General features: G+C 69.8%; 6 protein-coding genes. All 6 read right to left on the reverse strand.

Annotated elements, in window-relative coordinates; genetic code table 11:
* Position 1: 1 nt before the first annotated feature.
* Positions 2-964 carry a carbohydrate ABC transporter permease gene (locus tag OG310_RS08290; RefSeq protein ID WP_329455236.1) on the reverse strand — a complete coding sequence of 321 codons (963 nt, stop codon included), beginning with the start codon at positions 962-964 and terminating at the stop codon, positions 2-4.
* A 6-nt stretch (positions 965-970) separates the two neighbouring features.
* A complete protein-coding gene (locus tag OG310_RS08295) occupies positions 971-2338 on the reverse strand; it encodes an extracellular solute-binding protein (RefSeq protein ID WP_329455237.1) in 1368 nt (455 codons plus the stop codon).
* 844 nt (positions 2339-3182) lie between these two features.
* On the reverse strand, positions 3183-4193 hold the full coding sequence (locus OG310_RS08300; RefSeq protein WP_329455238.1) for a LacI family DNA-binding transcriptional regulator: 1011 nt from the start codon (positions 4191-4193) through the stop codon (positions 3183-3185).
* 248 nt (positions 4194-4441) lie between these two features.
* A complete protein-coding gene (locus OG310_RS08305; RefSeq protein ID WP_329455239.1) occupies positions 4442-8725 on the reverse strand; it encodes a galactose-binding domain-containing protein in 4284 nt (1427 codons plus the stop codon).
* A 410-nt stretch (positions 8726-9135) separates the two neighbouring features.
* The gene (locus OG310_RS08310) at positions 9136-10980 is read right to left on the reverse strand and encodes a sodium:solute symporter family transporter (protein WP_329455240.1); all 1845 of its coding nucleotides are present in this window, start codon (positions 10978-10980) and stop codon (positions 9136-9138) included.
* Complete coding sequence (locus OG310_RS08315) at positions 10977-11522, reverse strand: DUF485 domain-containing protein (RefSeq protein ID WP_329455241.1); 546 nt, start codon at positions 11520-11522, stop codon at positions 10977-10979. The genes OG310_RS08310 and OG310_RS08315 overlap by 4 nt, the downstream gene beginning before the upstream one ends.
* Positions 11523-11583: the final 61 nt, after the last annotated feature.

Below are 11583 nucleotides of genomic sequence, written 5' to 3' on the forward strand. Positions count from 1 at the left end.
CTCAGTCGTCGGTGCGGGTCAGGCGCAGGTAGAGGGCGGAGAAGAGGCCGAGCAGCACCAGCAGCATCACGCTGAGGGCGCACGCCCCGCCGAAGTTGTTGTACGAGAAGGCGTACTTGTAGATCAGGTACAGCACGGTGACCGTGGAGTCCTGCGGCCCGCCGCCGGTGATCACGTACGGCTCGGTGAAGACCTGCATCGTCGCGATGATCTGCAGCAGCATGAGCATCAGCATGATGAAGCGGGTCTGCGGGATCGTGACGTGCCGGATGCGCTGGAGGATGTTCGCGCCGTCCAGTTCCGCCGCCTCGTACAGCTCGCCGGGGATGCCCTGGAGGGCGGCGAGGTAGATGAGGACGGTGCCGCCCATGTTCGCCCAGGTCGAGACCAGGACGATGGAGACCAGCGCGGTGGAGGTGCCGTTCGTCCAGTTCGAGGTCGGCAGGTGCAGGAAGCGCAGCGCCTCGTTGGCGAGGCCGGCGCCCGGATCGTAGAACCACTTCCACAGCAGGGCGCTGACCACCGGCGGAATCATCACCGGCAGGTACACCACGATCCGGAAGAACGACTTGGCGTGCCGCATCTCGTTCAGTACGAGCGCGGTGACGAACGGCACGAGGAAGCCGATCAGCAGGGCGATCAGCGTGAAGTAGAACGTGTTGCGCCACGCCGCCGCGAACTCCGGGTCCTGGAAGACCTGGGTGAAGTTCCTGGTGCCGACCCACTGGGGCGAGGACCCGGGAATGTACTTCTGGAACGAGATGATCACCGCGCGGATCGCCGGGTACCACGAGAACAGCGCGAAGCAGATCAGGCCGCCGATCAGGAACGCGTAGGCGCGCACCTGGTCAGTCAGCTTGCGGCGGAAGGGCCTGTGGGGGGTCCCGGGACGGCCCGCAGGGCGCGCCCCCTCGACGAGGGGACGCGCCGCGGCGGACCGGGCGGGAGCCTGGACGGTCTTCATGGGACGTCAGCCCTGCTGCGCCAGCACGGAGTCGATCTTCGTCTGCGCGTCCTTCAGGAGCGAGTCGATGTCCGCGTTCTTGTTGGTGAGGACCGCGGAGACCGTCGAGTCCAGGACCGAGTAGATCTGCTGCGCGTTGGGCGGCTCGATCATCGGCGTCAGCTTCGGGTTGCCGTCGGCGAAGGCCTGGTAGTTGGCGACCGGGATGTTCGCGTACTGCTTCTTCAGCGCCAGGTTCTTCTGGTCGTAGCTGCCGCCCTGCGTCCACAGCCGCGGCTCCGGCAGGCCGACCGGGGACTTCTGCTCGCTCAGGTACTGCCAGTTGCTCAGGCCCTTGCCCGGGGTGTTGGTCTCCAGGCCGAGGAACTTCAGGCCCGCCTTGATCTGCGCGGGGGTGTCGTTCTTGTTGAACATGTAGCCGTCGCCGCCGGCCAGCGTGGCCTTGCCGCCGGGCATCGGGGCGAGCGCCATGTTCTTGTAGTCGCCGCCGTACTGCTTCGCGATGGTCGGGACGTTGTCCGGCGCGGAGACGTACATGCCGAGCTTGCCGGCGCCCATCATCTGCTGCACGTCGTTGAGGATGAGCAGCTGCTTCGAGCCCATCGAGTTGTCGGTCCAGCGCATGTCGTGCAGGTTCTGCAGCACGGCCTTGCCCTCGGGGGTGTCCACGGTCGCCTTCTTGCCGGACGCGTCGACGGCCTGTCCGCCCTGCGAGTACAGCTCGGCGACGAAGTGCCAGCCGCCCTGGTTCTGCGCGCTGTAGTCGGCGTATCCCACGGTGCCGTTGCCGAGTGCCGCGATCTTCTTCGCGTCCGCGCGGACCTCGTCCCAGGTGGTCGGCGGTGTGTTCGGGTCGAGGCCGGCCTTCTTGAACAGCGTCGGGTTGTAGAGCAGGCCCATCGTGTAGTTGGTCCTCGGCACGCCGTAGACCTTGCCGTCCACCGTGTACATCGCCCGCAGCTTCGGGTCGATGTCGTTCCAGCCCGGCATGTCCTTCACGTAACTCGAGATGTCCGCGGCCTGGTTGATGCCGACCACGTGCTTGACGTCGGTGAAGTACGTGTAGAAGACGTTCTCCATCTGGCCGCCGGCGAGCTTGGCGTCGAAGGTCTTCGGGTCCTCGCACGGGAAGGTGTCGTGCGCCGTGAGGTTGATCTTCGGGTTCTGCTTCCCGAACGTCGTGATGTCGTTCTGGAAGCTCGTGCGGTCGACCTTGTTGGACTTGGGCGGCATGCAGTTGATGGTGATGGCCGTCTTGCCGTCCGCGGTGGTCGCGCCATCGCCCTTGCTGCTGGAGCAGGCGGCCACGGCGGTGAGGGCCATCGCGGCGGCTATGGCGGAGGTGCACGTACGGCGGAACCCGGGACTTCTCATCGGTGGGACCCCTCTAGGGCAGGAGCGTGGGAACCCGCACAGCTGCTCGCTGTGTGGCGGCGCTCACTCAACCACTAACTACGGATGTCCGCAATATGTCGCCCCTATTTCGCAAATATCTGACAGCACGCTGCATCGCAAGGGTGCGCCGGTGCCAAGGGCTGTCGTCCGCCGGGAGGTTGGGGGCGGTGCGGGGGCAGCACCCGTTCCGCTTGTCGTGCAAGCGGTTGCGGTCCTTGCGGTGTACGCCGGATGCCTCAGGGACGTACGGCGGACCGCACGGCGGCACCTACGGTCGCGGTACGCGCGGCGGGAGCGGCCGGCGCGGGACCGGCGGCCGGGCCGTACGACCGGCGCGCCCTCCCGCGCCGACACCGCGCGTACCGGCATGAGGCGCGTACGGGTACGCCGATCCGCCGCGCGCACCGTACGTCGGGCGGGCGGCCGCCCAACTGCCGTGCGGTCAGGCGCGGGAGGGGCCGACGGCCGTGGCGGGCCGGTGGACCGGCGCGTACGGGGCCCGGGGGGCGACAGAGTACGCGTGCGCGCACATGCCGGACCGGCCCCGGGCGGGCAACGCGCACCGTCGACGAGGCCGCGTCCGGCGGGGAGTTCGCGGCGCGCGTGCGGGAGCCGCCGCCGGGCCCGGCAACACGCGGCCGGGCCCGGTGGGTTCGGCGCCCGGGGGGGGGAGTTCGCGGCGCGCGTGCGGGAGCCGCCGCCGGGCCCGGCAACACGCGGCCGGGCCCGGTGGGTTCGGCGCCCGGGGGGCGGGGCCGGTGGGCCCGGCGGTCCGGGCAGGGCGTCCGGGGGCGTCGGAAGCCGCGGTTCCCCGCGGCCGGGCTCAGCCCCTGGGCGCCTGCGCCGTGGAGCTGCGGACGACCAGCTCCGGCTCGAACAGCAGCTCCCCCGGCGGCACGGAGCCGCCCTGGATCTGCGCCGAGAGCATCTCCACGGCGGCCCGGCCCATCGCCTCGATGGGCTGGCGCACGGTCGTCAGCGGCGGCTCCATGCAGTTCATGAACGCGCTGTCGTCGAAGCCGACGACGGACACCTCGCCCGGCACCGCCAGGCCGCGCCTGCGAGCCGCCCGCACGGCGCCCAGCGCCATCGGGTCGCTCGCGCAGATGTACGCCGTCACCCCGCGGTCCAGCAGCCGCGACGTGGCCGCCTGGCCGCCCTCCAGCGAGAACATCGTGCGCTCCACGTACTCCTCGGGCAGTTCGGCGCCCGTGGCCTTGGCGGTGGCCCTCGCGGCCTGGAGTTTGCGGCGCGAGGGGACGTGGTCCTCGGGACCGAGCACGAGGCCGATGCGCTCGTGGCCGAGCGAGGCGAGGTGGCGCCAGGCCTGCTCGACGGCGACCGCGTCGTCGCAGGAGATGCACGGGAAGTCGAGGTTCTCTATGGGGGCGTTGATCAGCACGACCGGGATCTTGCGCTCGGCCAGCAGCCGGTAGTGGTCGTGCGGTGCGTCGGCCTGCGCGAACAGCCCACCGGCGAAGACCACTCCGGAGACCTGCTGCTGGAGCAGCAGTTCCACGTAGTCCGCCTCGGAGACGCCGCCCTTGGTCTGGGTGCACAGCACCGGGGTGAGGCCCTGCTGGGCGAGCGCGCCGCCGATCACCTCGGCGAAGGCCGGGAAGATGGGGTTCTGCAGCTCGGGCAGGACCAGACCGACGAGCCTCGCCCGCTCTCCGCGCAGCTGCGTGGGGCGCTCGTAGCCCAGGACGTCCAGCGCGGTCAGCACGGACTGCCGGGTGGCCTCGGAGACTCCCGGCTTGCCGTTGAGGACCCGGCTGACCGTGGCCTCGCTGACTCCAACCTTCTTGGCCACCTGAGCAAGTCGTCGCGTCATGCCTGCAAGACTATCGCAAGGCATGCAAGCTTCTTTCTCGCAGGTGTAAAAGCTGCGACAAGCAGATGCCGGCCGGATGATCCGGCCGGCATCGCTGACAGCACATCCCCTCTCGCGCCCCCGCAACCCCGCCGGAGCCCTGTTCCGGGTCCTGCCGGGGGACGGCCGGTGCGCCGTCGGGAGGCTGCGGTCGGGGTGGTGCCGGCGCGCCCGTGGGAGCGCCGGCACCGTTCCTCGTCGCGCCGTTCTCAGGGGTTGATGGTGATCTTCATGGTGCTGGTGGTGTTCCGTACGTCCTGGAAGTTGTTGCTCAGTTTCAGACCGTTGAACGTGACCTCGCCGACCGCGGGACCCTGCCCCGCCTCCGGCAGTTCGTTGGCCCACAGCGCCCAGCCGGACTTGGCGTCGAACGCGTCGCCGCTCTTCTGCGCCCCGCTGATCGACACGTCGGTGAAGACCGTGTCCTTGATCGGGTTGAGCGCCTGGCCGCCCACGTAGTCGGTCTGGAACATGATCCCGCCGTAGGTGGGATCGGTGATGTCCAGATCGCTCACGCGGATGCCCTGGAACGGGTCGGTCGCGGAGTACACCCACACCGCGCCGAACACCTGCGCTCCCCAGAAGTGCCCGCCGTCACGGGCCAGCGAGATCCCCTTGACCACCGTCTGCGGGCTGGCCCCGAACCCCGGGAAGGGGTAGCCGAAGTCGAGCGAGCTGAGGGTGAGGCCCGAGTAGGTGAGCGTGTCCGCGACGGTGATGTTCTGCAGGGTGTTGCCCTGCCCGCCGTAGACGGCCAGGCCCGCCGCACGCCACGGCAGCTTCGCCGTGAGGTTCTGGAACGTGTTGCCGGTCAGAGCTGAGGAGTTGTGGTCCTCGGCGGCGAACAGCGCGAAGCTGTCGTCGCCCGTGGTGCGCGCCTCGTCATTGCTGACCAGGTTGTTCTGGCTGCCGTTGGTGAGGTTGATGCCGTCGGCGAAGGTGTCCCGGATCCGCATGTCCGTGGCCTTCAGGCCCGTGACGTGCGTGCCCCAGATCGCGCACACCATGTGCTCGATCCAGACGTCGTCGATGGTGACGTCGGAGACGTCCGTGAGGTCGAACTCCTTGCCCGGTCCGTCGATGCGGGAGGTGTAGTTGCCGAAGGCCGCGAAGCCGGAGAACGTGGAGCCGTTCGCCGTCGACTGCACACTGAAGCCGATGTCGGTGTTCTCCTGCGTCGAGGGCGCGAGGAACCGGGTGAACCAGGGGCCCGCGCCGACGACCTTGATCGCCTTGCCCGAGACCTGGAACTTGCCCGTGGTCTGGTAGTCGCCGGCCGGCAGGTAGACGCCGACGAGCTTGCCCGTGCTGTCGTTGCGGACCTTGTCGAGCGCGTCCTGGACGTTCTGCTGCGTGAATCCCACGGGAGTCACGTAGGAGGCCGGGTCGGGGTTCGCGACCTGCGCGACCTGCTCCAGGTCGACGAAGTCGATCGCGTACTGCGACGTGTTGGCCGCGTCCTTCTGCAGGCGGATCGTGCTGCCCGCCGGTACGGTCGTGCCGAGCTGGACGTTCGCCTCGTCGTAGAGGTGGCGGGGGGCACCGGAGCCCGGCGAGTTGCCCGGGCCGGTCTCCGCGCCGTACAGCCACGCGTACTTGGAGTTGAGGTCGATGGGCTTGAGGAGCTTGCCGTCGACATAGATGTCCAGGGAGGCGTCGGTGCCGCCGCCGCCCGCGGAGTCCGGGATCGAGAACCGTGTCACCAGCGAGTCGGTGGCCGCGCGGGTGGTGAACTCGACGTAGTTGCCGGTGCTGTTGAGGGTGACGGCCTTGCGGCCCGATGCCTCGCCCGCGAGGTCGCCGATGGTCCGGTTCGGGCCGACGACCTTCGCACCCCCGCCGAGGACGCCGTCCTCCGCCTCGTAGGTGTCGTACGGCATGTTGGCGCCGCGGCCCACGAAGAACGACTGCGTGGAGGTGTTGTTGCCCTGCTTGACCGGCAGTTCGTTGGTGTCGTTCGCGAGGACGACCTTCTCGGTGTACGAGCCGTCCACCGCGGTCCACGTGCCGAGGCTGACCGGCGACGAGGTGGCGCCCGGCGCGAGCGCGCCGCTGAAGGAGCCGGTGAGCGTCTTGACCGTGGCACCCGAGTCGTTCAGGAGCGTCAGGGTCACCGCGTGCGAGCCGGCGGCCGCGGCGACCGTGCCCTGGTTCTTCACCGCCACCGAGAAGGAGACGGTGTCACCGGCCGACGGAGCGGACGGTGAGGTGGCGACACTCGCGGCGACCAGGTCCGAGCTGGCGACCGGCTTGACCACGAGGGACGACGACGCCGTGAAGGTGTTGTTGGTCTCGTTGGACTCGACGACCTTGTTGTCGGGGTCGGCGACGGCGCTGAGCTGGTACGTACCGGCGTTCTGGGCGCCGATGGACGCGGTGACCGTGGCCTGCGCGCCCGCGGCGAGCGCGCCGACGTTGGCCGTGCCGGCCTTGGAGCCGCCCAGGTTGAACTGGACGGTGCTCGCGGGCGCGGCGAGCGCTCCCGCGTTCTTCACGGTCGCCGAGAGGGTGACCGGGTCGGACTCGACCGGTGCGGCGGGCGACGCCGAGACGGCCGTGACCTGGAGGTCCGGGTTGGGCGCCGGGGTGCCGAGGACCTGGAACTCCGCGACCTGGCCGCCGGGGGCGCCGGTGTTGGAGGTGAACTTCAGCTGGATGTCCGCGACGCGCGCGGAGACCGGGATGGTCACCGTGTTGCCGCTCGACGGGTTGAAGGCGTAGTCCTTGGCGGCCACCAGGCTGGTGAAGCCCGTCGCGTTCTGCTCACGCCCGAGCACCTGGATGTTCTGCGTGCGCGCACCCCACGAGGAGTCGGGGTTGAGCTTGACGACGACGTTCTGGGTGTCGGCGTTGGCGCCCAGCTGCACGGTGAGGGTGCTCGGGTAACTGCCGCCCGCGCTCTCCCAGTAGGTGCTGGTGCTGTCGTCGTTGGCGTTCGTCGCCACGAAGGTGAACGTGGACGACGAGCCCGTGATCGGCTTGCCGACGGCGAGGTTCGCGGCCGAGGTGGACGAGCCGTTGCGGGTGACGCTGTTGCTGTTGCCCGAGACGTTGCCCGCCGCGTCCTTCGCCCGCACGTAGTACGTGACGGTGCCGCTGCCCGCGCTCGTGTCGGTGTACGTGGTGACGGTGCCCGCCACGCTCCCGAGCAGCGCGCCGCCGCGGTAGATGTCGTAGCCCGTCACGGCCGTGTTGTCCGTGGACGCGGTCCACGTGAGCTTGACCTGCCCGCTCGCGGGCTCGGTGTAGGCGAGGCCGCCGGGCGCCGTGGGCGCCTGGGTGTCTCCTGTGTCGCCGGTACGCGTCACGGAGTTGCTGTTGCCGGAGACGTTGCCCGCCGCGTCCTTCGCCCGCACGTAGTAGGTGAGCGTGGCACTGGTGGGCTGGCTCTCGGTGAACGAGGTCACATTGCCCGCGACGCTGCTGACCAGCTGGTTGTTGCGGTAGATGTCGTAGCCGGTGACAGCCGTGTCGTCGGTGGACGCCTTCCAGGCCAGCTGGATCTGCCCGGTGGAGGGCTGGCTGAGCGTGAGGCCCGAGGGCGCGGTGGGTGCCTGGGTGTCACCGGTGGCGGGGCCGTAGATCTCGAACTCGGAGACCTGCCCCGCGGGCCAGGCCGTGTTGGCCGTGAAGGCGGCCCGGACGTAGCGGGTGGTCGTGGAGTTGAACGTGATCGTCACGGTGTTGCCGGACGAGGGGCTGAACGCGTACGACTTCGACGCCGCGATGTCCGAGAAGCTCGACCCGTTGGCCGACCCCTGGATCTGCAGGGTCTGGTTGCGGGCGGGCCAGTCTGCCGGCAGCTTCAGCACGACGCTGTTGACGGCGACGGAGGAGCCGAGGTCGGCCTGGATCCACTGCGGGAAGGCGTTGTTCGTGCTCTCCCAGTAGCTTGCCTGGTTGCCGTCGTTCGCGTTGCCGGCCGGGTAGACGTCGTTGAAACCGCTCGCCGTCATCGTTTTGCCGAGGGCGAGGTTCTGAGTGGCGGCCGCCGCTGCCGCGTGCACCTGCAGCTCCGACAACTGGGCCTTCTTGCCTGCCGAGTTGGCGGTGATGTCGGCGCGTATCCAGCGCTCCTTCGTGGCGGGGAAGGAGATGGTCACCGTGTTGTCCGCGCCGGGGCTGAAGGTGTACGTGGCCGACGTCTTGAGGGTCTCGAAGCCGCTGCCGTTCTCGCTGCCCTGGATCGACAGTGTCTGCTTGCGCGCCTTCCAGTCCGCGGGCAGTTTCAGGGTGACCTTGTCGACGCGCTTGAGCGACCCGAGGTCCTTCTGCACCGACTGGTCGCCCGTGCCGGAGCCCTGCCAGTAGGTGGACTGGTCGCCATCGGTGGCCTTGGCCGCGGCCCGGCTCGCGGCGACCGCCGCGGCTGTCTTGGCGGCGCCGGCCGAGGGCCCGTCGGCCGCCGCGGCGAGCGACGGCCAGCCGATCATCAGGAGGCTGGTGGTGGTGACGACGGCGAGTGTCCGCCGTCTCCGACGTTGCGATCTCATGGATCTCCGATCCTCGGCCTCGCGCGGGGCGGCGAGGCGCGGCTCTGGGCGCATACCGGACTGCGGCATGCTTTTCTGCACTGCCGAACGGAGTCTTTTGCGTAGTGCGGTCAGAGAGTTGCAGAGAAATGCCATGTCGTCTACGTCTTGGACAGAACCAACTTGTCATGCACCCCGCGCGGTCCGGAGGCCATATGCGCACAGCAACGGGTCTCCGATCCTCCGTCAGTGACGATTTACCGAACGCAAGCGCCCAGAAAACCACGCAAGTTTTTTGCGCTGCCCGGCAGACAATCTGGAGATCTCCGATCGCCCCAGGAGCCCCCACAACAACGCCGGCCCGTTACCGCGCAGCATGGCGACGGTGAACGGGCCGGCGTAAGTCGTTGACGGACACGACGCAACAGGCGTCAGACGGCTCCCGCCCCCGTGAGGGAACGGACCTCGGTCTCCGCGTACGCGGCCGGGTCCGCGGGCTCCGAGGAGAACAGCGTTCCCAGCCAGCCCGCGAGGAACCCGCACGGAATCGACACAAGGCCCGGGTTCTGCAGCGGGAAGACATGGAAGTCGACACCGGGGAACATCGCGTCGGAGCTGCCGGAGACGACAGGTGAGAAGACCACGAGCAGGACGGCGGGGACCAGCCCCCCGTACACCGACCAGACCGCGCCCCGCGTCGTGAAGGACCGCCAGAACAGGGAGTACAGCAGGACGGGCAGGTTCGCCGACGCGGACACCGCGAACGCGAGCCCCACCAGGAACGCCACGTTGAGATCCTGCGCCAGCAGGCTCAGGCCGATGGCGACGGCCCCGATCCCGGCGGCGGAGAACCGCGCCACCGTCACCTCGCTCCAGGGTGTGGCGCCCCGCCCCGTGCTGTCCTGTGCGGTGCCGTCCTGATCTGGCGCACTCCGGTCCGGCGCGTCTCGATCCAGCGCACTCCGGTCCGGCGCGTCTCGATCCAGCGCACTCCGGTCCGGCGCGTCGCCGTCCGATGTCTCCCGATCCGACGTGTCCGGAACCGACGCCTCCTGGCCGGATCCGTCCGGTGCGCTCGCGCGCCGGCCGGGCCGCCGCTGCTCCGGGACCCGTCTCTTCGGGAGCCCTCGCTTGCGCACGCGCGGCCTGCGCGACGCGTACAGGTCGTGTGCGACCGAGGCCGACGACGCCAGCGTGACACCGGCCACCACGGCCAGGATCGTCGCGAAGGCCACGGCGGCCACCACCGCGAACAGCACCGTGCCGCCCGTGGACCCCGCTCCCCCGCCGAGGTTCAGCGCCAGCAGCGGTACGGCCGTGTTGCCCGCGGCGTTGGACGTGCGCACCGCGTCCGAGCCGACCAGCGCGGCCGCCCCGAACCCCAGCACGATCGTCATCAGGTAGAAACTGCCGATCAGGCCGATGGACCAGACGACGGACCGCCGTGCGGCGCGAGCCGTCGGCACCGTGTAGAACCGCGACAGGATGTGCGGCAGTCCGGCCGTGCCGAGGACCAGCGCGAGTCCGAGGCTGATGAAGTCGAACCGGGCCGCCCAGTCACCGCCGTACGCCCGTCCCGGGCCGAGGAACTCCTTGCCGTAGTCGCTGTGCGCGGCGGCCTGGACCAGCAGGGTGTTCACGTTCCCGTGGAAACGCAGCAGGACCAGCACCGTCAGCGCGACCGCCCCCGCCATCAGGAGCACGGCCTTGACGATCTGGATCCAGGTGGTCGCCCGCATCCCGCCGAGCGTCACGTAAACGACCATCAGGGCGCCCACGCCGATCACCGTCCAGGCCCGCGCCGCCGTTCCCGAGCCGCCGAGCAGCAGCGAGACCAGGCTGCCCGCCCCGACCATCTGCGCCACCAGGTAGAGCACCGACACCGTCACCGACGCCGTACCGGACGCGACCCTGACCGGCCGCTCGCGCATCCGCGCGGCGACGACGTCCGCCAGGGTGAACCGCCCGACGTTGCGCACCAGTTCGGCGACCAGGAGCAGCACGACCAGCCAGGCGACCAGGAAGCCGACGGAGTACAGCATCCCGTCGTAGCCGAACAGCGCGATCACGCCGGAGATGCCCAGGAAGGACGCGGCGGACATGTAGTCGCCGGCGATCGCGAACCCGTTCTCCATCGGGGAGAACAGCCGCCCGCCCGCGTAGAACTCCTCCGCCGAACCGTGCCTGTTGCGGCTCACCCAGGTCGTGATGGCGAGCGTGACCACGATGAAGGCGCTGAACAGCACGAGCGCCAGGGTCTGGTGGTCACTCCTCACGACGCTCTCCCTCTGCTCGCGGCCTGGCCGACGCCCCGGTCGAGCACGGTCCAGCGCAGTTCGAGCGCGGCCCGGTCCCGGTTCAGCCGGGCATGCCGTACGTACGCCCAGGTCAGCACGAACGTGGTCAGGAACTGGGCGAGCCCCGCGATCATCGCGACGTTCACGGCCCCCGCCACCGGGTGCGCCATGACCCCCGGCGCGAGCGTCGCCGCCAGCACGTAGGCCAGGTACCAGGAGAGGAAGGCGACGGTGGCGGGCACGACGAAGCCGCGGTAACGGCCCCTCACCTCCAGGAAGGCGGCGCTGCGCTGCACCTCCTGGTAGATGTCCGCGGCGGTGTACGCGTGCGGCGCGTCCCGAGCTTCCTGCTCCCGCGCGGCACGCGGCGCCGCCGCCCGCGGGGTTCCGCTCTCGCCCCAGGCCCCGCCCCACGCACCGGCCGCACCGGCCGTGTAGTCCGCTTGATCCGCGTGATCCGCTTCGTACGGCGGGGTATCGAGCCGCATCACGGCGGCCTCGAGCCCTTGCTGCTTGTCCACCCGTCGAATCTCCTTGTCAGACGGCCGATCCGGCCGTCCGGCAAGCATGTCGGGAACCCGG

The sequence above is a fragment of the Streptomyces sp. NBC_01497 genome, assembly GCF_036250695.1.
Classification (GTDB): Bacteria; Actinomycetota; Actinomycetes; order Streptomycetales; family Streptomycetaceae; genus Streptomyces.

What these genes read in the sequence shown, in the direction of transcription:
- OG310_RS08290 (WP_329455236.1), bottom strand. Translation starts at nt 964, where the DNA reads ATGAAGACCGTCCAGGCTCCCGCCCGGTCCGCCGCGGCGCGTCCCCTC.
- OG310_RS08295 (WP_329455237.1), bottom strand. Translation starts at nt 2,338, where the DNA reads ATGAGAAGTCCCGGGTTCCGCCGTACGTGCACCTCCGCCATAGCCGCC.
- OG310_RS08300 (WP_329455238.1), bottom strand. Translation starts at nt 4,193, where the DNA reads ATGACGCGACGACTTGCTCAGGTGGCCAAGAAGGTTGGAGTCAGCGAG.
- OG310_RS08305 (WP_329455239.1), bottom strand. Translation starts at nt 8,725, where the DNA reads ATGAGATCGCAACGTCGGAGACGGCGGACACTCGCCGTCGTCACCACC.